Annotated in this window: 17 protein-coding genes; 9 read left to right on the forward strand and 8 right to left on the reverse strand. The window is 41.0% G+C overall.

The window, feature by feature from the left end:
• Positions 1-121 precede the first annotated feature (121 nt).
• Both R7P36_RS18835 and R7P36_RS18840 read right to left on the reverse strand, forming a co-directional pair.
• Complete coding sequence (locus tag R7P36_RS18835; RefSeq protein ID WP_318071997.1) at positions 122-607, reverse strand: metal-dependent hydrolase; 486 nt, start codon at positions 605-607, stop codon at positions 122-124.
• A complete protein-coding gene (locus R7P36_RS18840; protein ID WP_318071996.1) occupies positions 604-999 on the reverse strand; it encodes a hypothetical protein in 396 nt (131 codons plus the stop codon). Before R7P36_RS18840 ends, R7P36_RS18835 begins: the two co-directional genes overlap by 4 nt.
• A 309-nt stretch (positions 1,000-1,308) precedes the next feature.
• On the opposite strand from R7P36_RS18840, the gene R7P36_RS18845 reads away from it, so the two are divergent.
• Positions 1,309-2,703, forward strand: a complete 1,395-nt coding sequence (locus R7P36_RS18845) for a hypothetical protein (protein WP_169628916.1) — start codon at positions 1,309-1,311, stop codon at positions 2,701-2,703.
• Complete coding sequence (locus tag R7P36_RS18850; RefSeq protein ID WP_318122258.1) at positions 2,696-4,192, forward strand: terminase; 1,497 nt, start codon at positions 2,696-2,698, stop codon at positions 4,190-4,192. Before R7P36_RS18845 ends, R7P36_RS18850 begins: the two co-directional genes overlap by 8 nt.
• Before the next feature lie 108 nt (positions 4,193-4,300).
• Here R7P36_RS18850 and R7P36_RS18855 read toward each other — a convergent pair whose 3' ends face one another.
• Positions 4,301-5,188, reverse strand: coding sequence for a hypothetical protein (locus R7P36_RS18855; RefSeq protein WP_017634088.1), 888 nt, complete (start codon positions 5,186-5,188; stop codon positions 4,301-4,303).
• 1,045 nt (positions 5,189-6,233) lie between these two features.
• Here R7P36_RS18855 and R7P36_RS18860 point away from each other — a divergent pair.
• From R7P36_RS18860 to R7P36_RS18870, 3 genes are all read left to right on the forward strand, one after another.
• Complete coding sequence (locus R7P36_RS18860) at positions 6,234-6,692, forward strand: hypothetical protein (RefSeq protein WP_064369724.1); 459 nt, start codon at positions 6,234-6,236, stop codon at positions 6,690-6,692.
• Positions 6,692-7,321: a tyrosine-type recombinase/integrase gene (locus R7P36_RS18865; RefSeq protein WP_054866453.1), complete on the forward strand. Its 630-nt coding sequence runs from the start codon at positions 6,692-6,694 to the stop codon at positions 7,319-7,321. The genes R7P36_RS18860 and R7P36_RS18865 overlap by 1 nt, the downstream gene beginning before the upstream one ends.
• Before the next feature lie 309 nt (positions 7,322-7,630).
• On the forward strand, positions 7,631-8,152 hold the full coding sequence (locus tag R7P36_RS18870; RefSeq protein ID WP_064369722.1) for a hypothetical protein: 522 nt from the start codon (positions 7,631-7,633) through the stop codon (positions 8,150-8,152).
• Positions 8,153-9,030: 878 nt separating this feature from the next.
• Here R7P36_RS18870 and R7P36_RS18875 read toward each other — a convergent pair.
• The 5 genes from R7P36_RS18875 to R7P36_RS18895 form a co-directional block, all read right to left on the reverse strand.
• Positions 9,031-9,867: a hypothetical protein gene (locus R7P36_RS18875; protein WP_318122263.1), complete on the reverse strand. Its 837-nt coding sequence runs from the start codon at positions 9,865-9,867 to the stop codon at positions 9,031-9,033.
• A 779-nt stretch (positions 9,868-10,646) separates the two neighbouring features.
• Positions 10,647-13,202 carry a S8 family peptidase gene (locus tag R7P36_RS18880; RefSeq protein ID WP_318122264.1) on the reverse strand — a complete coding sequence of 852 codons (2,556 nt, stop codon included), beginning with the start codon at positions 13,200-13,202 and terminating at the stop codon, positions 10,647-10,649.
• A gap of 9 nt (positions 13,203-13,211) precedes the next feature.
• Positions 13,212-14,192 (reverse strand): ATP-binding protein, encoded by a 981-nt coding sequence (locus tag R7P36_RS18885; protein WP_318122266.1) that lies wholly within the window; start codon positions 14,190-14,192, stop codon positions 13,212-13,214.
• Between the two features lie 1,181 nt (positions 14,193-15,373).
• Positions 15,374-17,503: a peptidase domain-containing ABC transporter gene (locus R7P36_RS18890; RefSeq protein ID WP_318122268.1), complete on the reverse strand. Its 2,130-nt coding sequence runs from the start codon at positions 17,501-17,503 to the stop codon at positions 15,374-15,376.
• Positions 17,503-18,753 carry an HlyD family efflux transporter periplasmic adaptor subunit gene (locus tag R7P36_RS18895; protein ID WP_258495960.1) on the reverse strand — a complete coding sequence of 417 codons (1,251 nt, stop codon included), beginning with the start codon at positions 18,751-18,753 and terminating at the stop codon, positions 17,503-17,505. Before R7P36_RS18895 ends, R7P36_RS18890 begins: the two co-directional genes overlap by 1 nt.
• A gap of 264 nt (positions 18,754-19,017) precedes the next feature.
• Between R7P36_RS18895 and R7P36_RS18900 the strand changes: the two genes are divergently transcribed.
• The 4 genes from R7P36_RS18900 to R7P36_RS18915 all read left to right on the forward strand — a co-directional run bounded on the left by R7P36_RS18900 (position 19,018) and on the right by R7P36_RS18915 (position 22,223).
• A complete protein-coding gene (locus tag R7P36_RS18900) occupies positions 19,018-19,344 on the forward strand; it encodes a hypothetical protein (RefSeq protein WP_258495961.1) in 327 nt (108 codons plus the stop codon).
• 299 nt (positions 19,345-19,643) lie between these two features.
• Entirely contained in the window at positions 19,644-20,441 is a 798-nt protein-coding gene (locus R7P36_RS18905; RefSeq protein ID WP_318122272.1) for a hypothetical protein, read from the forward strand.
• A 4-nt stretch (positions 20,442-20,445) separates the two neighbouring features.
• Positions 20,446-21,798, forward strand: a complete 1,353-nt coding sequence (locus R7P36_RS18910; protein ID WP_318122273.1) for a TcdA/TcdB catalytic glycosyltransferase domain-containing protein — start codon at positions 20,446-20,448, stop codon at positions 21,796-21,798.
• Positions 21,795-22,223, forward strand: coding sequence for a hypothetical protein (locus tag R7P36_RS18915; protein WP_318122275.1), 429 nt, complete (start codon positions 21,795-21,797; stop codon positions 22,221-22,223). Before R7P36_RS18910 ends, R7P36_RS18915 begins: the two co-directional genes overlap by 4 nt.
• Positions 22,224-22,303 lie beyond the last annotated feature (80 nt).

The following is a 22,303-nucleotide window of genomic DNA, read 5'->3' on the forward strand; positions in this document are numbered from 1 at the left end:
CAAAATATAGATGGCCAATTGATTGGTTATTGAATTACCTGTTATTGACAACTCCTCAAAATCAAAAGGCCACGGTAAAATGTGGCCTTTTTTTATGTAAAAAATGCCATTTTTAAAAAGTCTATTCGGAATTAAAAGGTCGTAAAAAGCCAACTAAAATACATGCTACCGAGAAAATGAATACGCATGTGATTCGCTGGTGGTTCCCCGAAGCGAATAGATTCAAACAGTACCTATCAAATGGGGTAAAAATCGGCACTGGCTGGCGGTTTAACACATCCCCAAGCCAATGCGACACACAACCGCATCCAAATCCACACAGAATCGCACCTAGAATCGTGCTGGTGGCTTTTAACGCCTCAATGAGTACGAATGTCTCCCCTATTGCCAAATGATAGCCATAAGCCGTTACAGCGAGCCATATCGAAAGGATGTGGGTGTAAGTTCGGTGCGGGATTCTGTCAAATTCAAGCCAGTCCGGTGCGCTCGAACCGCTTAAGCAACCAAGAAATGCCAGGATTGAATGTAGTGGTGTTGTGTCTGCCATTAAGGCGAGAGGAACGGGCGCAAAGCACAGTGCGCCCCAAGCGTGTCCTGTTCGGTTCATTCAGCTTCGCATCGAGCGCAATACGCATAGACGATAGCACTCATCGCTATGGTTCGATTGCGGTAGTTGGTGGCCAATTTCTCAAACGTCTTTGCAACTTCGGGGTCAATCCAAGGACTGATTTGGCGTGTCCCTACTAGGTCGCCCTCGATTATTTCGGGGTGCTTTTCTGGTAGTTGGTTTGGATCGGTGTTGTTGATGGCCAACTGATACAGCTCGGTCAGGGTAATCCCGTTCTGTTCGCATTGTTCGCATGCTTTTGTGTGAGCAAGGCGTGAAATTCGCACTTGAAGTAGCGCTAATCCCTTTTCCCGTTGGCGGGTTCTAAACATGGCTTGTCGTGCTTTGGTTTTGGCTTTGTGTCTGAATTTGATGCGCTCGGGTGCTTTCAAGGGGGTATTCCTTTCGTCACGTAGCGCGTTGTCTTGGGTATGGGGGAAAGGTGGCTAGTGAGATAACGCAGCCAATTACTATATCGTGCCGCAGAATCAATTGTACATGAGTAGCGTTACTCACTAGCAGGCCATGATTATATGCAGAAAATCGTTACTGTAAATACTATTTAATGTCGCGTTATAAATTTTTGCATTTAAAACCTTATTGACAATCAAATGATTGTTTTAAGTTGCCTCGTTCGTATTGTTGTTACCTGTTTAAACTATGTATTATTCCGAACGTAACAAAGTTTATGGGGTTTAACCGTGTCCGGCAAGATTGACTATCAGGCTCACCAACAGCAGTTTTGGGAGCAGTTAGAGAAGCAGCCGACTTTGACGCTGGCCGAGTATTGCGAAGCCAACGGATTGAAGTACGGCACCGCTAAGCGATATATAAAACGGCCAGCCAAAACGGGCGGCAAGTTCCAACCGTCCGTTATGCCAAAAATCAAAGCAAAAAAGACCAGTCAAGGCAATGACTGGCATTCCCTTTTGAAAGAATTTCTCGTGCGTGGCGCTCAAAACCCAACGCTCACGATGGCCGCTTTTGCGAAAGATAAAGGGGTGAACGGTGCGACATTGCGCCGCCAGTTTAATTCCATGCGATCGCTGCCCGAGTTTGATCGATTATTTGATCTTTACGATGAGCAATTAGCGAAATTTCAAGAAGCGAAAAACGACAAGAAGAAAAAAAGGGCTGATAAATCAAAGTCCAAAGAAGCGGGGGCAACTGCGCAAGCGCAAAGTGCGCAAGGCGATCGCGCGAAAACAGGGGGTATTGGATCACTGCGCAACCCGCGATCAGTTGAGGGACTTTCGCAGTATTCCAGTGCTCAAGTGGGTCGCCCTGTTGTGCATGGTGGTTATGCCCGTAGTGCGGGTATTACTGGCGAAATCATGGATATTCTCATGGATACCGATCCGCTTTCGGTTTGCAACGAACTGATTATTGCCCGTTCGCAGTATTACCGAATGAATGAGACGTTAGCTAAACGCCTTAAAGAGATCGATGAAATGGAAGAAAGCGGAGACATTCCGCTCGATGACGAAAACCAGCCAGTAGACATAAACGCCATGCGTGACCGTCTCATCTTTGGCTATGGCACCAGATTGCGTGAACTGGAATTGAGTATTTCCACGATGGCCAAACAAGAGGCCAAGCGCTACATCGATTTGCGTAAACAGGAATACGCTGAATTGATGATGCCACACTTACTGCCAGCGGAAGAAACCAGCCTAGTAATAGAAATGCTTTCTCTGCGCACTAAGAACAACTGGACAGCCTTAGAGACGTGTCAGCAAATCGAGAAGTTAGGCGCACGTCCACCAGCAACGCTATTGCATGAAGCTAAGGTAGAGCTAGCGAACCTAGAACCAGAAGTAGACGACACTGGTATCAGTGAGCAAGAGCTGGATGAGCTGTTTGATGACTACACGTTAGAGCAGATTGAGCAGCAAGATAACTGGCTACCTGCGCGCAAAGAAGAAGTAAACCGACGAATCAAAGAAGCCGAAGACCTAGAGAACGGCGTAGAACCTACCCTATCCCCATCCCAAATACAAAACGAAGCCGCTAAAGAGCAAGCCTATGATGACCTCGATAACGAGGGAGTGTCGGGGTTTGACGATGTAGACAGCTTCGAGGTACTTGGTGGCTAGACGAATAAAGAGCGTAACACAAGATCCCCGTTACCCTGCCCTAGTTAAGCGGTATCGCTATGACTGGAAACGCCTCGCTGTTGAGCTAGTCGGTAAGAAGCCGAGCTGGCAGCAGCGCAAAATCATTGATAGTGCTCAGCGTATTGGTGCGCGAACGACTGTCAGCTCTGGCCACGGTACAGGCAAGTCAGACATGACCAGTATCATGATCATTGCTTTCATGCTCTGCTTCCCCAATGCGCGTGTTGTGCTGGTGGCGAACAACGCGAGACAGGTACAAATCGGTGTATGGAAGTACCTAAAATCCAACTGGAACACGCTCTTACAAAAGCATGGTTGGTTACAGCAATACTTCACCATTACCGAGACAGCCTTTTTTGAAAACTCAGCAAAAGGTATCTGGCAAACCAGTGCTAAATCGTGCCGTATTGGTAACGAGGAAGCGCTAGCGGGTGAACACGCTAAACACTTGTTTGTTATTGTCGATGAGGCGTCAGGCGTCTCTGATAAGGCTTTTGGTGTGTTAGCGGGTGCATTGACCGAGAAAGATAACCGAATGCTGTTATTGAGCCAGCCAACGCGCCCTAGCGGCTATTTCTACGATACGCATCACCGATTAGCCGAGCCTAGTGGTCGATGGCGAGCCATCCGGCTTAACTCCGAGGAATCTCCGTTCGTAACCGTGGAATTTATCCTCGATAAGCGATTGGAGTATGGCGGTCGAGAGGCACCGGAATACCTGATTAAAGTACGTGGGGAGTTCCCAAGTTCCATTGCTGGCATGCTGCTTAGTCGGGATGCACTGGACAAAAGCGCAAGGCTCAACCTCGATATGCCCGATGGTTGGGGTTGGGCTGCGCTGGTGGACGTGGGTAATGGTCGTGACCGCTCGATACTCAATATCTGCAAGGTTTGGGGTCAACGCATGGAGCGCATCGTTAAGAGCGTGAAATTGCTTGAACAACCAAGCACGGTCGATCCGGTTCGGTTCGCTGACATTATCCATGCAGAGTGTAGTGAGGACTTGTACCCAAACATCACGATAGCAGTGGATAGTGACGGTGTAGGTTATGACACGGCGACTTGCTTAGAACGCTACGGACGGCGCGTACAGCGCATTCGTTGGGGTAAGAAGATGCACTCCACCAGCGATAATCAGCGTTTCTTTAACCAGCGTGCGTATGCCAATGTTATGGCTCGGGATGCGATAAACCAAGGCCGCATGCAGATAGATAAGAACGTCAAGACGGCAGAACAAGGCAGTAAAATACCTTGTGCAATCAACGAGTCAGGCCAATGGGTAATGATGCCAAAACCGATGATGAAAGAGAAAATGAACATCCCATCACCTGACCGTTGGGATACATACTGCTTTTCTCAATTGGTAGATTATGTGCCGCACGAAATGGAAGTAACAGAGAGCATGCTAGAGTCTCGCAGTTCCGTAGAACAATGGGTACTGGAAGCGCTTGAATCGGACGATGCTTAATTCCGTTGGCGCCAACATATAAAAGTAATATGAAAAGGTGGCGATACCGTTAAATATCGCCACCAAATCACCAATCAAAGCGGAACAACAATAATTTAGCTTAAAACCTTAGTTCACTAATCCATCGAACTGCGAACGTGCTTTGCTTTCGTTCTTGCTTCTAAGCTCTTTTCTGGCTTCACGAATAGCGTCAACTTCGCTTTCTATATACATATTAGCGTTAGGGTACAGTACCGACTTAAAAGCATTCGCTTCATCGAATATCGAGCGTCCCTCAGTGGTATTGTTCGTGATTAGCACATCGTGATCTTTACAAGAGCGATGCCTAATTAGAACAAGGCCACCAGCGTTAACGTGAACCTTTTTAGCTACGCGAGAAATGCCACCATTGTTGCCATCATAGGTATGGATAATAGCGACAATATCATTGTGTTCTTGACCGCGCTTTCTAAACTCAACGTCTGCATTGTCTTTGAAGTATTTCAATTCATTCAATGCAGTGTTTTTATTGTTAGTGAGCTGTTCTTTCTCATCTTCTGGAAGATCGTAGGAGAGTTTACGGTCGAGGTCGCGTAGGTATGCTTCAAGTCTTTTGGCTAGACGTGCACCAGTGACTTTCTGGCTGCTAGCTGCTTTATTAATTGTGATGTTAACGCGACGGACGTTCTCAATTACGGTCGTCTCTTTAAATGAGTTAGATGAGCTGTTGAAGTATTGAGGTGCGCGCTCTAAAAGCTCTTTATTGGCTGATTTCGCGGCCTCAATATACTCAAGTAAACGAGTGGTAGGATTACCACGTTTTACTACAGCTACGATGCGATCATTGAATAGTCCACTATCTTCCTTGCCATCTATTTGTTCGGAAAAAGTCGCGCGGTGCTTCAAGGCACGTTTTAGGCGCGCATCTGCCGTTTGTTTATTTGCAAGTAATTGATTAAGTGTTTCTATATCAATAGCTTTTAAATCTTTAATTTCAGTATTTTTTTTATTAATCATGGTGAACGGTTGCTCCAAATTACATTGGAGGATAAAGGTTACACTCCATCCCTGAGCGTATGCGAGTAACGAAAAACCCTACCTTTATCCTTGATGCGTAGCATACCGTTTTTGTGTTCGGAATTAAATAAAAAACGAACAGAAGGACGTTATAAGTGTTGCTTTTTAAGCGGAGAAGTGATCTCGAACGAAGTTTAATACGTCATCACGATTAATGGATGAATTGCATAGTGCGTTCGGATGCGATTGGATAAGATGCATCATGCAAATGTCGGTTGCGTCATCGAGGAACGAGCTGCTAAATACATCTAGGGACAGGTCACATTTATCTAGTATTTCGATTGGAATTAATTGATTCAACGTGCAGTGCATATCTATATCTCTTAAGCCAATTGACCGGATAGCCAATACGTATATAGCTCTGATTTGGAAAGAGTTTAGGGGATTCTCGCCAACCGAGCTGATGTTCGCGGAGTATTATGAGACTGTGATCTTTGATTGTCTAGATATGCAAAATAATGCAAACATATCGTTACTAGCAGTTAGGTTTTGAGAACGTGACCTATACCGCATAATAATTGAGGATATGCATGTTTGTTCGTGTCGCGTGACGGTGTAACACTGTCATTATATTGCCACAGACGGGTAATTGTCGTGGCGAGTTTCAAAAAAACCTCTTTTAGTTTCAGTTCTAAACAGAACTGAAACTAACTTATCCAATGTTTTGTCGCTGTTCATCGACACAAAAAGACATAAAATCCAATAAAAACAATAACTTATCAAATATCTAAGATTGCTTTCTAATCCTGGCATTTTGTGTGAATGAACCTAAATATTCCATAGGAATATTGATAAAAAATGGCTTCTTGCTGGTGGTGTTTTGAGCACTGTTGCGTTATTTGTCAAAAGTTGATTAATCGCCCGCTTTTGGAACTCTTTGTACTTTCAATATAAGAATTCCGAACAGGGTTGCAAAAAATATTCCGGTGGAATATATTATGTTCCGAGCAAACACTGGCATTTTGCCAAAAAAGGATCAGCAAAAATGTTTAAAAAAAATGAATTGGTGTCGCTTTCGGATGAATGGGCGAGCAAACGCAGTGCCATCCAAGAGCGTCATCATGACCTTATTCTTATCTCTCTGGATGAGCTAATTAATGAGTGTGGAGGGCAAGAGCAAGCCGCCGCTGTCATTCGCAACTTCTACGGCTTGCCTTGTGTGCAAGGCACGATCAGCAAGGCGCGAAAAGGTGCCAATGCCCTAAAGATTCGCTCTCAGCTTCGCTTTGCTATCAATACCATTAAAGAGCCTCAAAGTGTTCAAGCACAAACCAAGATGATTAACCACTTTGGCCGCCTACCTGTTCACCACGATTTTGTGTGTGTCGATGGGGAGCTCGGCTTGTTCTTGGGCTTTGGCTTGCTATCTCGAACCCTGCAAATTCAGGTATTCGTTGGTGGTGAGTTTAAGACGGTTAATGCTAATGAAGTGGAGTTGATCTAATGGCTGCTTTCCCTGCGCGTGACTTAGACGAATTGGAAAAAATCATCCGTTTAATGGATGACATAAACCCGCTTATCTCGATGATGATTGAAATGGAGGTGCGTACAGGTTTACGTTATTGCGACATTTCGAAGCTAAAATTCAGCGATGTGATGATAAATGGCGTGATTAGGTCGTCATTTACCATTGTGCAGTCAAAAGGCTTTAAAGGTCGTATGACCCGAGGTAAGAGTGAAAAGGCCGCTAAAGAAGCCGCCCGAATCACCATCCACGTTAACGCCGAACTGGAAGAACTGATTAAGCGTATCTACCTACACAATGGCCATAATGAGTTGATGTTTCAATCCAATCACCACTTGGCCAAAAAGGGCAATGCGATCAGCATCCAGTACATCAACCGAGCGTATAAGCGCATAGCAATGGAGTTGAGGTTGCCATACCAGCTATCAACACACTCGATGCGAAAAATGTACGCCATGCTACTGCTTGAAAAGAAAGCCTCTTTGAAAGTGATTAAGGACGCGCTTGGTCATTCTAGTGTTGCCGTGACTGACCACTACTTAAGAACGTTCCACGATGAAGCGAAAGAGTACACAACAGGCATTTCATTAAAACCAAAGGCAGAATAAAGGGAGGGGAAATTATGTGTAAAGCTCTGATGAATTCGAACTTGCGAGTGAACGAATTTAGGCTTCGACAACAGGAACTTTCCCGAACCCCGATTCCGAATGAGCTCAAGCCAAAGGTAAGAGAATTAATGAAGCAAGGATTCAGTAAAAAGGCAATCAAGCTAGTGCTTGGTTGCAGCTATGATGACCTAAAGACTACCAATCTGTCGCATTAATTAGGAATATAAAAAGCATAGTTACGCTGTAACGTTATTCATTTGGCCAAGAAAGGGCAGCAATGGCCAGTTAAATCCAACCGAAAGGAATCGCATGTTTTGTTTTTTTGAGGGTTATAGAGTGTCAGAGTGTCGTAACGCTTATGCTTATTTCGTATCTAACACAGGCTATCGATTTATCACCAAGAAAAAGACTTGCTACGCCGTTAGTGTACCTAAGCCGGAGGGTGGTTATATTCGTCGTTCTGTCGGGTTTGTTCGCATTGGTGAAAAGAAAGGACTACGCAAGGCAACCAAAATACGCAACCAAATCGGCAAGGAACTATGGGGGCGTTGTTGGGATCGCGTTCGCAAGCAATTCAACTTACTGGCGCGATTGCCGAAAAGTCTCGAACCACGGTTAACTACCATTGATGGTAAGCAATACTATGTGGCGCGGTACACCAAGTACGATGAGAACGACCAGAAGCGCGAGCATTTCATTAAGGTAAGTGTGAGCGCTCATGGGAAATTGGCGGCATGGACTCTTGCTAAGAGAAAGTTACTCAAAGCTCACAGCGATGTGATGGACGTATTGTTACACATTGAAAAGGTCAGCAGCGTACAACTTAAATAGTTTTGCTGTTGTCTATATAAATTCCGAACACGCATTGTAACTATAAACTCTATGGTTATAATTTACTCCTAATATAAAACGTGACGTTTTAAACATACCAAAACGACGAGTTTGCATCATGGCACATGATTACACCTATTAAATTATGTGAGTTCAAACGGCTGGTGGAACATGGCCACCAGCTCAATATCGTTGCTCAACAGCAAGCGAGCGGCGGTTTTTTGGAGGGGGCGCCCGTTTCAGCGAAAAGCCCAACAACTAGATAGTGCTTTTGACTCAAGAAACTACCAATCCGCATCACTTAAAAGTTAATTCAAAAAGGGGAAGAGCTTTGCTTGTATTGACCATAATAGGGAAGAATTTTACTTTAGAGAGGGCGACTTGTTGAAAAGTAAGTAGTTGCTGAACATCAAAGAAGGAAAAGTCGTTCATTTTCAGGAAAAGCTCTATTCTAATATGGTGCGTAGAGTTTATACGTTGAGGCTAATGCATGACCCACAATTAGAGCCATCCTGCCGGCCCCGAAAGCCGCAATAAAAAGCCTCGCACTTGGCGAGGCTAGTTGTTTTTACAGAACACATACTCGACATCAACCGATGCAACTACTTAAGAGTAGCGCTATGTATATACCATTTTGCGTTATGAATAACGGCTTTCCCTGCAGTGGGAGTTTCGTTCTTATCGGTTCGTAACTAGCAATCAAAAATACCAAACTTGCACCAAGCAGTTGTGCGATAGTGATAATGTCGAAATTTGTTAGCGCTATTGCCATCACCAGTATGTAGGTATTCAAATAGAACCCATCAAGGTGCTTTTGCTTTCTTGTTAAGAAGAAGTTAACGAACAAAATGATAGTGATAAGAGTCACACTCGTTAAGTTAAAATCTCCCACTACCTCCTCCTATACCGTGTTTGCTTTCTTCAGTATTGTCACAGTACGAAACGTGGCATGAAGCGCATATGCCTGTTAATGAGCGATTTACAGCCCATGTAGCCGCAGCTGCAACAATGAATCCCACGCCTCCTGGTAATGCTAAAGCCAAGCCAGCAGCTGCCGTTAATCCCCCAACAATGCCACCTCTTACAATGTCACCGCCACATGCTTTATCGCTATCCCATGCGTTGCCAGACCCTGTTGCTGCTCCAGTTCCTATGATTACTCCTGGTCCCACTGCCATTGGGGATGAGCTCGCTAACTGCAAACCTTTTTGTGAAAATTTCTCATTGAACGATCCAATAAAAATTGGAGCTTCGTAGCCGATGGTTTTTACTCGAAATGGCAGCACTGCCTCACCAGAGTCAAATGAAATGTTCTGCATCAAGGATTTATACCTTTCTTTTGCTGCGTTTGCAGAATTATCGTTAGCGATCACCAACTTTGTGAATATTCTATAGAACCGGACGTTCTCTTGTGAAAGGAAATGTACACGGCGAGAGAAGGCTAATTTAAATTTGCTTTCGCCCTGTACCTTTTTCACCTTCCCCTTTTGTGTGGAAACGTAAATAGGGGATTGAGTTAGGTTAATAACTTGGTCAAATACAGTCCCGGTTACACAATACTCATACCCAGCCGCACTCAAGTTCTTATCGTTCTTCCAGCCGGCATGAGATAAATTACAAAGCTCATTATTAAAAGCGTCTGCTCCGGCGTAACTGTTAAAGTTACACATTGATAAAACGAATAAAATTCCAACGTATTTTTCGTAAGACCCCACCCTAAAGCTCCATATGCTGACAAGATGTCAACATATAAAACCAATTACATAAACAATTCAATTTATATAAAATCAAACTAAAGTTTTAAAAGTGAGTGATAATCATTTTCATTTAAATTATTGACTTGAAGATAAAGAACGGTAATGGGAGCCGTCAAGAAAATAAGGGATTCTTGGGGCACTAACTATTTCAAAAATGGTTATGACACACTTATCTCAATGTTGCTTGCACAGCCTTCGTGGCAGATATTAATGTAAATTAAAGTGTCATGAAGATGCTTTTTCCCACACATCAATTTGTTCTAAGAGCATATCAAAATCTTCTCTGGTAACTATTTTCTCGCTGTTCTCATTCAACACGGTCACCATTTGACCGACGGGCGAATTTAATGCGTCTAGCTTTTCCGAACAAATGGACTAGGCGTGCATCGGTAGTAAAGTGACTTGCTTGTATGGCATCGTCACTCCTCCTTTTCTTTCTTAGCCCTCTGAAATACGAACATACGACAAAATCGCTTGGTGAACACACTTGTGAAATTGGCCTCGAAACTCAGTTTTGGACAATTGTGAGTTACGACCCATAGAGCATTCTGACTTTTCGGATTACTTCTAGTATTGCAACTATACGACCACCCTACATGTGGCTGGCTAAATTTCTCTTTCCCACTACAGTTAACGAGTTGAAGCAGGATGAGTTAACGTTTAAAAAGGAGAGTGGAACTCTAGTTCACCGTATTTAACATAGCGTTATTACCTTGGACTCCCCAACAAACAGATGATCAAGCCGTAACAACTGCTTTAGCCGCTGCCATTACTGCGATCTTAGTATCTACCTCGGTATATATATCTACATCGGCTTTAGGTGCCGCTATAGAAACGACTAATGCATAGCGTGCGTTAGATTCCCAACGGTTTTGTGTGGTACGAGTTTTCCACCATCCACTTGCAGGGTAGATAGCAATTTGACCGCGCTCGGCTAATTCAGCGGCACTTCCACGCCATATATCCTTATGAATAGAGCCCTTATGGCGATTATCACTCCCAATCCGCCAGTTCGAGTCATCTGTTGAGGTAGGCTTATCAGTTTTTGAAGCTCTGTTAGCCTTATTCACCCGTTTTTGAAAGTCATTTGCTGACTCTAATGGCCTTTTTACATCAAAGCGCAGTTGATGACTCGCATAGTTATACTTGTTTAGAATGTTTCGACTAGAAGGGTTAGGCTCTACAAAATAGGATAACGTTACTGTAAGTTCTACTTCTGTGTCACCCAGATCTAATAGAGCATCCCTTGGCCATGGAAGCTCATAAAGATGCATATCTTTTGTTTTAATAGAGCTACCATCTTTATGGAATGGTTGTATTTCATTCTGGACAACCATGGACAGAGAGTTATTAGCACTCCAAAGAGCCTTATCAAGATTAGGGACGCCGAAACCTACCATCCTAGTCAGATTTACCATATGACCCTTTTTGACTGATTTATCATTACGATCAACTGATATCAACTTGAACATTTCATCTGTCCAATCTGCTGAATGAATCATGAGAGCTCGGACGGTTTCAGGCCACAGGTCTGGGTAATGCGTTTTAACCTGTGCTGTAAATCGGGCAGCCAAAGCAGTAGCAGCACTAGTAGCATAACTAGTTTGATAATGTCTTTGAGAAAAATCGTTGTGAGTGGTCAAAAGATGCAAATCATACAAATCATCTCTGTAATCAAGTTCACTTTTCCCTATATTACCGCCCTCAAAAACAACCTCTGGCTTGACGGGAGCGTTACTTCTGTCCCAAGTTAAAGAAGTTGTAGTATGCGGAGATATTCCACCACTACTTGCTAGTGGATAGTGATCACCAGACTCCGTTAGAGTAGTTTTACTAGTATATGCGCCAACTGTTACGACATTCCAAGCTTGAGCTGGGTCTGATACCCCTTGAATTTGGTTGTACTCTGGATACGGATAATCATCAGGAGCGAAGCAATTAAATTGAGCATTGCCAGCACACACTGTAAACAAGCAAGGAGTATCCCCGCGGTTAAATGAGTCAGCAGCAAGGGCATCTAGAGCCGTAGACCAAGAGGATGCTCTTCCTCTATCTGAAGGCGTATTCGAAGATAGAGACATTGAAAACACTCTATCTCTTCCTGGATTCGCAATAAATGCTGTTGAAACAGCATCTGATGTTACAAGCCCTAGAGGTTTATCCTTATTGTCGCCATCATTATCAATTACTTTAACAGACTCAAGTTTATGATTTACTGATACCTCACCATCACCACTTAGAACTTCCGTGAGATCACCCCATATAGCTAAACCAGCCATTCCCGTTCCATGTCCATGGCTATCAACAGGAACTCTGTCATAAGTGACCGTAAGTTGATCAGTTGTATTAGCGAAAGGTGCCAATAGTGGGTGTTCTACATTGACTCCAGTGTCAAGAATACAAACATATGGCTCGTTACCATTATTTGACTGTTTTAGCCTGTCTAAAAGATCTTGTGACCACTGAGCTTGCTCAACAGGCGTAGAGGAATCGAAAAGCTCCGCTGTAACCCGAGGAGCTCGAATCTCGGCAACTCGACTTAATAGTAAAGTACTACCAGATAATTGAGACTTAGATGCTTTAACTTGGGTAATAGTATGCTCTGGAAATCTCAAACGGTATTGGGAAACTTCGACACCTATCTCCACTGCAATAGAAGTGAAATCAGCTAATATTTCTTCGTGAACGCTGGCGGTTTCTCTGCTTCGCTTCGGAGTCGATAGCCATACCTCCCACCATACTATATCCTCTTCGCTTTCGGGCAATAAGGTATCATCATCTGACCAGACTGATTTAAAGCTTGCTGTATGGATAGCTTGAATCGCATCAATCAATTTTTGATTATCTAAAGGTTTTCCGTGCCTGTTCTTTTTATAATTAACGTAATCTTCAAGCTTTTTTTCAAAGAAACTAAGCTTGCCATCTGGAATAAAAACAGTAGCTATCGTCTTAGTTTGGTCTTCACAAGGCAAGGTCTTAACGTTGTGCAAGTCGATACCTTGAGTGGCGTTAGCTAAGCTTTCAACTGATAGTTCAACTCCTGGATAACTTTCAAATTCAACTTGAACACCAATTCCCATTTGCAAAGAGATATCAACAGCACTCTCTTTAACATCGTCAAAACTAGCCGAAACAGTAGCTAAATCACCCCTCAGCTTTCCACTATGCTGAGGTCTATTTCTGAAAGGTATTTCAACGGAACCACCACCGCCACCGACTGGTGTAGTGAAGTTTTGTGATGTAACGGTAGAATCTAGAAAGAAATGAGGCTTATTGAAGACATGATTCGGCATTCAGCGTCCTTAATTATTGAACTGCTGGCTAATATGCTTCCTATCTTCAATTGCGAGCTTAAGCATCGATATGGAAATCGAAGCTTGATCATGTATTAACATCTCTTTGATAGCATCATTAGCAGCAAGCGTTATTTCTGCATTACTTAAACCTTCGGCTACCTGAGCTAACCTTTTCCATGAAAAGCCTTTAGCAACATAAGTGCGTAAACGAGACTTGAATAACGCAATAATTTCATCTTCTGACGGTAACTCGTATCGGATGACATCATCAAAGCGCCTAAACAATGCATGATCTAGTGCTTCAATGTGGTTGGTGGCACAAACAATCACACTGTTAGAATCGTCTTGCTCTATCATTTGCAAAAAACTGTTCAGGATACGGCGAGCTTCACCAACATCGTTTGATGAAGCGCGATGAGAGCCCAAAGCATCGAATTCATCAAAGAAGTATACTCCTCTAACTTCTCGAATTGAATCAAAGATTTGTCTCAGCTTAGCAGAAGACTCACCAAGATACTTAGTTATCACTGCATCCAATCTGACTTCAAACAGAGGATAATTCAATTCTCCAGCTAAAACTGACGCTGTAAACGTCTTGCCTGTGCCAGGTTTACCTGCGAGAAGGAGCTTTTTTCTAGGGGATAAACCATGATTTTTCAGTGTAACTAAGTGCCTTTGTTCTCGAACTATACGCTCAAGCTTCGTCTTAACACTTTCAGATACAACAAGATCCCCAAATCGAAGTTTAGGGTAGTGAGTAGTCAGTAAACCTGTTGAGTCTTTAACCCCACTTGCTATTGATATAGGCGAGTTTTCTAAACTCTTCTGACGAGCTTTATCAACCAAACCTTTAAGTTCTTGAGCAAGCTTTCCATGTCCATTTCTAGCTTCATGCGCAGCAACTTGGAGAGCAATAGATAAAAATCTATCGTCATCCTTATCAATATGCGACTGCATGAGTGCTTTTATGTGATTTGAACTAGCCATAGGAACTCTAAGTTATGTGGATTTACTTGCATTAATAGTATATCTGAAAGTCACATTAACTACTATTTGCTTGTGCGAAAAATAGGACTCAAGACGAATAGAGTAAACGTACCAGATCCCCCCAAGCCTTGAGGAGAAAATTGAATAAGCACGGTTAACATCGCCAAAACGTTGGGATCAGGTATTGTTTAGCAAATCATTAGTTCAAGTATTGCAAAAATCGTGTATTCAATCTGGGTAACGAGCGGTGCTGGCACGTTTTGGGGCACTTCTGTGCTACGAAGTGCCAACTGTGAAGGTTCTGGACAGAAGTCACCTACGGAAATTTGAATATTAACAAGCAATGAATTTACTAAAAGCATGCAAAGTAGATCGTGTTTGATAACACAGCTCAAAGTCCACTAGAGCTCTAGTTCAACAACATTGCTTAAGTGTGTCTATACACAAATGCAACTCGAAACTAACCAAACTCGCAAACATTGTGACATGGGCATATCAGAGGTTTTGCCAGTGCACTTTTCCCAGCGGTGATTACTTAGCTAGCTACTGTTCCACAAACGTTTCCCAATAACACATATCCGTCCCCCCAAAATTTCATCATTAAAGTCATAAAGTGGATTGTGAAGTGCCGCTCTACCGCATTCATCGACGCCATTAACAACTATGATATAGCAGCTTTTTACCTCGCGTTGCATTAAGGGGATCTCTTCACTATCAACGGATAACGCATCTAGAGTACATACATCTTAATTGAAGTGCCCCAACCCAAAGTATTATGATTTAAAACTAATACCAAAATTTAACTCCAGTTTTGGTATTCCACACTTTTCGTGTCGTATATTGAGCGCAAATACTAAAAGCAACGCTGGATTTAGTACATGTACTCAAAATGTGCATAAACTTTTGTTGTATTCCTGTACCTACTCAACAACATTATTGCCACCTTTAGCTGTCGCCAATGCTACCTTCTAGTTAAGTTCAGGAGAGTTGTTTCCACGTCTTTAAGTTATAATATGTTTCAATAATTCTAAAAGCCTGTCAAAACAGGTCAATAACTGAAAACCATGTTCGAAGATTAGGGCGACTTCTGTTAAGCCTTGTGCTTAAGCTAATTAAAACAAAGTTGAATTCTGGAGTTTGAGGTGATAATGGAACAAATATCAACCTAAACCTAAAAAACTTTACGACAGAACATTAATTTTAGAAAGTTCTATAACACGATCTGCTCGTTCGATAGTTTGCTTTCGATGTGCTATTACGACCTTAGTAACTCCAAGTTGAGCTAAGTTATTATTGACCGAAATTTCATTGTTTTCATCTAAATGACTTGAGGATTCATCTAAACATAATAACTTTGGTGATTTATACAATGCTCTGGCTAAAAACAAACGTTGCAACTGCCCGCCGGAAAAGGCGCTCCCCATGTCCCCTACTAAAGAGTGATATCCCATTGGCATTAAGTCTATATCATCCGAAATACAAGCCATTTTGCAGCAATCGAGCATCTTTTTTTCATCAAGGCTAGAATCAAACATCGTAATATTTTCTGCAATCGTACCGGATAACAAGCTATCATTTTGCATAACAGAACCAATACAGGATCGATACTCACTCAAGTTAAAAGTAGTGATATCAATGCCATCAAGAAAGATCTTCCCTTGAGTAGGCTTTAGTAACCCTAATAAAAGCTTCATCAAGGTGGTTTTGCCACATCCAGAAGGCCCTGTAATTGCGATACATTCACCAGGTTTTACATCGAAAGACACTGACTTTAAAACCCACTCTGTATTATCTGCATAGCGAAAGGCAAGGTTTTCCACTGTCAAGTGCCCTTGAACTTGTGTAGGTAAGACAGCTTTTGCATCGGTACTTTCTCGATTTTCTAGTGCTATATCGGAGAGCCGTTCAAGATGGAGCCCAAGTAATTTAAAGGAGATTACGTTATCAATGAATGCGAACATACTTGAAGTAAACTGTCCTTTGTAAGCAATAAATGCTAGAAGCATTCCAACTGTCAACTCGTTCGCCATTGTTGCTAATGCACCAAAGTACACAACCAATATTGATTCAAGTCCAGATAGTAGGTTGACCAACACTCCTTCAGAGATACGTAGCTTACCCAATCGAATGTCAGTATTGATAACTTCCGCGTATCGGTTGAGCCAATTGTTTTGCCTCACCGACTCATGGCTAAATAACTTTATAGTTTGAATCGCCCTAATAGACTCAAGAAAATTAGAATCTTCCTTCGCACTAGCAACAATCGACTCTTCTGTAACTTGACGGCAAGGATAGTAAAAAAAAACCTGAATAATAAACGATGTAAATACAAACCCTAAAACTAAGGTCGCTAACATAGGGTGATATAAATACATCATGATAATAACGACTATAGCCATGACACCATCAATAAATGTCTCGACTAAACCTGTCGTAAACAACTCTCGAATAGAATTGAGGGAACTAAAGCGTGAAACAACATCGCCGACATGACGTTTTTCAAAATATAACAAAGGTAAACGTATCATATGCTGAAATAGATTTGCACCCATTTGAATGTTAAGGGCACTACTGAGGCGAATTACGATCCAGCTCCGAAACGCACTGATTAGAATTTGGACTAGATTGAGTAATGCAAACCCAGAAGCAAGTACAAATAGCAGGGGTTTATCGTTACTGAGTAAAACATTATCTATCACCCATTGCATGTAATAGGGGGAAATCAATGCCGAAAATTGTAATAGCAATGAAAGTATCAATAACGTACCTAAAGTTCGTTTAAGGCCTGTCACCTTTTCCCACAACTGATTGATACGAATTGTTTTACTAGTATCATTTTTCTCAAACTTTGCGGTAGGAGTGAGTTCCAACGCTATACCCGTAAATGATTGACTAAACTGTGCGAGAGTGAGTTTACGTCGACCAAAAGCAGGGTCATTGATATAAACGTGCCTTGACGAGACTTTCGTAAGTACTACAAAATGATCAAGATTCCAATGTAGAATACATGGTAATGCAAGATGTGAGATATCTTCGGCTTCACATTTGACTCCGCGGCCCGCGAGATGTAGTTGGTCTGCTATGTGAATTACTTGCTTGAGATTCATTCCTTGTAATCCAAGCTTCATGTGACTACGCAGAGAGCTAACGTTTACTTTATGACCGTAGAACGATGAAATCATGGCCAAGCATGCTAAACCACACTCTGATACCTCTGACTGTAATATGATAGGTACACGCTTAAGACCTGAGAAAGAAAGTAGATCTAGGGATTGAGTTGTGATCTTGTCGGATATATTTGAGACTTCCATTAACCTAATTGCCCTTTAAGCGCGTAAATGGGGTCTAGAAGCCATTCTAGCAATGTTCTCTTCTCTAGTATAATGTCTGCATCAGCTATCATACCTACCTTAAGTGGAAATTCTTTTCCATAGGCGGTAACTGACTGCTGATTTATCTTTGCTCTAACACGGTACACTGCTTCATTAATTTTAACCGGTAGCACTTTGTCTGTTGGCAAGATCAATGCTTTATCTATATTCACAACCGCCCCCGTTATCAAACCAAATTTTTGGTAAGGAAAAGCATCAAATCGAACTTGCACTGTATCTCCATTCTGAACAAAACCTGCAGAACGTGTAGGAAGTAGTAATTCAATTTCCAACGATGAATTCTCAGGAATGATGCTAAGAATGGGAGATTGGTTATTTATACGCATGCCTAACGATGGATGAATTGCAGTTACCACTCCTGATTCTGGTGCCATTTTTACAAATTCATATTGGTTTTCTAACTCGTATTGCCTTGTCTCCAATTCGGAAATTTGTCTTTCTAATAGAGCTTTCTTTATTAACCTCTTTTCTGGCAAGCTTTCTAATTCAGACTCCAATTTAGATAAATCAACCATAGTTATTGCTATTTCTCTCTCAAAACGATCATTCGTTTCCTTAGTTTCGAGATATTCTTCTTGAAACATAGAAAGCTGTGTATCAGAAATATACCTTTTTTCAAATAGTTTTAAGTTTTTTAAGTATTGTTCTTCTTTAATAGTCAGACGTCTTTTATTCGTGGCTCTTGCTTTTTTCACAGAAGACAAACTCTGATTTAACTGTACAATCTGTCGCTCAATCCGTAACCGTTCATTTCTAAAAATTTTCTCTCTTGTCTTAAGCTCTACCCGAAGTGTTGATATCTGCTTACCGATTTCTTTACTTAATGCATCAGATAGTTCCATACCAGTTGCTAAACTTTGACTATTTCTGACCTTGATTAATGGTTGCCCAGCGGTCACGTATTCGGCCTCTTGAACATATAGTTCATCTACAACACCTTCTCTATCCGAGAACACTTTAACTAACCCTTTCTCTGGAATTAAGTACCCTTTAACTTTCTCTTTGCGTGAGTACTCAGAATGTGTGAGAAACATTACGACCAAAATAAATATCAAGAATATCATTAAAGAAGAGGTATAAATTGATATAGGCTGAACAATTATTATATTCCCAGTAATTCTGGTTCGCTTAGATTTAACAACCTCATCCCTAAACAGCATTGATTCCATTCCAAAATTATAGAATTTAGATATATCTATAGTATGCCCTAATCATATAAAGGGAATAGTGAATAATTCACAAAACATGTGCCAAGTGTCACATATCATAAATTTATGTAATAATTATGTTGAAATTCCTCACTTGAAGAGCGTATAAGTCATACAACAACGCAATATTTTATTAACAAAAAACTGGTTTTATTGTGTTGTTTGCAAAAGCACCGGCTTTTTAAGGTTACGCTAATATAAGTTAAATTGACAAGGATATAAATAATGAAGAAAGTGACTTGCTCTAAAGTTCAAACTTTAAGTGAAGAAGATTTAAATCAAGTTGTAGGCGGCTTTGATCCCAGAAATCCAAATGATTATACAAATGCAATAAATGAGATTGTAGGTAGTGCGTTAGGCGGTGGTCAGTATGGTGGTTCTGGTACAAATGCAGCAAACATTAAGAAAGGTAACGATATGGGTCAAAGCACTCCAATTCAAACCGGAGGCTGTAATACCCGAGCCAGTGGCAGAGGTCGAGGTTCAAGTAGCAGTTCGAGTAGCGGTTCTGGTCTAAATGTAATTCGCGTTTTCGCTGCTAAAGCATCTTAGAAACTTAAAACTAATAGCCAAACTTAAATATAACTGTACCATAACTTTCCATATTTTTACCAAATAAGGTTGTTTTTTGTTAATTATTTAGTTGATTTAGTTCTTTATATGAAAATGTTTCTCATTTCAAAAGCTACAAATCAAGTTTGGCTTATTCTATAGATTTTTAGGCTTTGGCTTATACTGCTTGGTATTAAGACTAAAAATTTTTTGGTTGACTGTACGGATTAATTATTAGTTAACAAATAGCTAATTATATTTATCTGCGTCAAAGTAATTAAACTTTAATAACTTTTAATATGACAAAAAAATCACTCTTCTTTTTGGGATTTTTTGCGTTATTGTTCTTCTTGTCGTGGTTATTGTTTTCTAACGCAAATACTTCTAAAGAGAATGAACTAGTAGTGCATAAATGCAGTAAAAATGATACATTAACCACCACTTTAAAGTTTTTCGTCGAGCGCTCAATTGATATGAGTGAAGACGAGATTTTACTCCAGATTTCCGAATTAGTGGCCACCTCCAATCAAGTTTTGCAACGTTCATGTATACCTATTGAACGTCTCTTGACTAGTGTGACTTTTGTTGATAATGCTTTCACTCCGCACAGTGCGAAAGAATTTTCACTTTTATACGATCGCCTGATAAACAATTTGTCTGACCAAGAAAAGCAAGAGCATCTAGGGTCATTAACTGACTTTATAGTTGTTGTCGTTAAGACTCTACCATCAGAATATAAAGGTTACACTTATCCTGGAGACGTTGCTCGAATGGCTGCTATTACACTAAATGGTAACCAATATGTTCTTGAACATGAACTAGGCCACCTTGCAATGGCAGGTCATGAGAAAGGTGGACTCCAATGGTTTCAGTCAGCACAATCCCAAGCGCACGCTTATCATTGCGGACCTTACCGTACAGTAATGAATGAGAACCTAAAAGATGGTTTCGTGATTGGTTTGTATTCGAACCCTGATATTAGTATTGGTGGTCAGCAATGTGGAGTGCAAAACGAAGCTAACAATAGTGAGGTGCTCAGGCAATGGGTTACTTTTACTCAAGAGAAGCAAAAATTGCTAGAGAAAGTACGAGGATAATTAATTGGTCGACTTATTTAAACGAGCGGTCTGCACGTTCGATAAATTTATAGATGAAGAGAACTATGATCTAATCAATGAGATTATCTGCAAAGAAAACATAAGAACGAGAGAACTTTCTAGCTTAAATATGTATGAAGTGCCAAATTCGTGTCATTTTATCTGGCTTGGTAACCTTAACCTAAATAGCTTGGATTACTTAAATATCTGGCAAAAAAAAACTTCATCTTTGACACTTTGGATAGACAGTCAAACACAATACTCTTCTTTGAGAAATGAATTATTGACCTTAATTTGCAATAAAAATGGTTGTAATCTTATAAAATCACAAAATATTCTATATCAATTTGCAATAAAAAATGGAATTTCAAGCTTAGATAAAACATTAGAATCATACTCTCAAATTTATTTCCCAGAATTAGTATTCAAACTTCAATTAGAGAAAGATAAATATAGTCATAATTTATCAATTTTGGAAGGTAAGTTTGAAGTCAAAGATATACGTGGAGATTTTGAAGCTATTTTTTTTGATGATGATTTCAAAAAGTTCTACTTGTATGAAACGATCTTAAGGGGTAATTTCGCAGCTGCAAGCGATATATTAAGAATATTGATCCTTAAGTTGTATGGTGGTGTTTATATTGATGTGGATACACTTCCTAAATTGGAATACAACTCCACATTACTTCAACATACAAGCCAACTGACCCCTTCTCTTTTAAATTTAGTTGATGTTGTACTTAGTCACACCGCCGCATCTCAGTTGCTAGGTAGCAATCCTAAGAATGAACCTCAGTTAGATGGTTGTATTGAGCTGCTCAATGCGCATCACCCGAAGGTCTTATCTGAGTTAGAACAAGTCATCTCTAAGGGGCTGCATTTTTCAATGTTTAAATATCCTGTTGTACACCGGCACCTTTTATCGATATCAGCTTCTAAGAACAGTTTGGGTGAATTTAATAATAATCTCATAGCTGCTCATCCAAACTCAAAAGCGCTGGGGATAGTATTGAGAGAAATGAAAAAACGCTATCGACACTGTGAAACTCACGGCTACATATTTGAGGCGTTATCTAATACTAGGATGAATGACGATGATTATTACCGAAGACTCCAGCACTATCGTTATGATGGACTTAAAAAAGGAGTTGATGAAGAAGTAACCCTTATACTAACTGGACCATCACTATTGTTAGAAGTCATGATTGGATGTGCTTATCAATTGTGCAAACTAGACAACGAAGCAAGCCCCAGTGCTATCTCCTATGCTTTTAAACTTAGACAGTTTGGTCTTTCTTATTCAGAGCAAACTATGTTCACCCTCAAACACATAAACTCTTCTTGGATGAATAAATGAGATTATTACTAATTTTGATATTTAGCTTCTCCAGTTATACGTATGCTAACGAAAAGTCCATTTTAGGCAGTTGGAAATGCATCAAAGACGGACCCGCCGCAGCCACTATTGATAAGACTATCTACAGCCAAGAGTCCTTTCAAAGTGATATATTCACACTACTATTAAAAGTCCCCGGTGGAGAGGTTTTACGATACAAGACAGCAGTAAAAGGGCAATGGAAATTGTTAGATAATACTGTGCATCACCAAATCCAAGAGATCCAAATTACAGCGCTCAATGAACTAGCATCTTCTTATGTCAAAGTACTTAGAAAAAAGGCAGATAATATCACTGGATACAGCTCAAAAATTCACAGTGTTAGTCCTCGCTTTATGAGTTTTTGGGTCTCTTCACAAAGTCTTAGCTACTGTTTTAAAATATAATGTGCTTTATTGCGTGGTTTAGTTTCAAAGCCAAGCGAATTTTTTGCGAAATTCAATTTGAGATTGAACACTAACAAAAT

Origin of the sequence: Vibrio sp. 397 (assembly GCF_033339395.1) — a bacterium.
In the GTDB taxonomy this organism is placed as follows: Bacteria; Pseudomonadota; Gammaproteobacteria; order Enterobacterales; family Vibrionaceae; genus Vibrio; species Vibrio alginolyticus.

Excerpts from the sequence above, each read along its gene's own strand:
- R7P36_RS18835 (WP_318071997.1), bottom strand. The coding sequence starts at position 607 with ATGAACCGAACAGGACACGCTTGGGGCGCACTGTGCTTTGCGCCCGTT.
- R7P36_RS18855 (WP_017634088.1), bottom strand. The coding sequence starts at position 5,188 with ATGATTAATAAAAAAAATACTGAAATTAAAGATTTAAAAGCTATTGAT.
- R7P36_RS18860 (WP_064369724.1), top strand. The coding sequence starts at position 6,234 with ATGTTTAAAAAAAATGAATTGGTGTCGCTTTCGGATGAATGGGCGAGC.
- R7P36_RS18865 (WP_054866453.1), top strand. The coding sequence starts at position 6,692 with ATGGCTGCTTTCCCTGCGCGTGACTTAGACGAATTGGAAAAAATCATC.
- R7P36_RS18870 (WP_064369722.1), top strand. The coding sequence starts at position 7,631 with ATGTTTTGTTTTTTTGAGGGTTATAGAGTGTCAGAGTGTCGTAACGCT.
- R7P36_RS18880 (WP_318122264.1), bottom strand. The coding sequence starts at position 13,202 with ATGCCGAATCATGTCTTCAATAAGCCTCATTTCTTTCTAGATTCTACC.
- R7P36_RS18885 (WP_318122266.1), bottom strand. The coding sequence starts at position 14,192 with ATGGCTAGTTCAAATCACATAAAAGCACTCATGCAGTCGCATATTGAT.
- R7P36_RS18890 (WP_318122268.1), bottom strand. The coding sequence starts at position 17,503 with ATGGAAGTCTCAAATATATCCGACAAGATCACAACTCAATCCCTAGAT.
- R7P36_RS18895 (WP_258495960.1), bottom strand. The coding sequence starts at position 18,753 with ATGGAATCAATGCTGTTTAGGGATGAGGTTGTTAAATCTAAGCGAACC.
- R7P36_RS18900 (WP_258495961.1), top strand. The coding sequence starts at position 19,018 with ATGAAGAAAGTGACTTGCTCTAAAGTTCAAACTTTAAGTGAAGAAGAT.
- R7P36_RS18905 (WP_318122272.1), top strand. The coding sequence starts at position 19,644 with ATGACAAAAAAATCACTCTTCTTTTTGGGATTTTTTGCGTTATTGTTC.
- R7P36_RS18915 (WP_318122275.1), top strand. The coding sequence starts at position 21,795 with ATGAGATTATTACTAATTTTGATATTTAGCTTCTCCAGTTATACGTAT.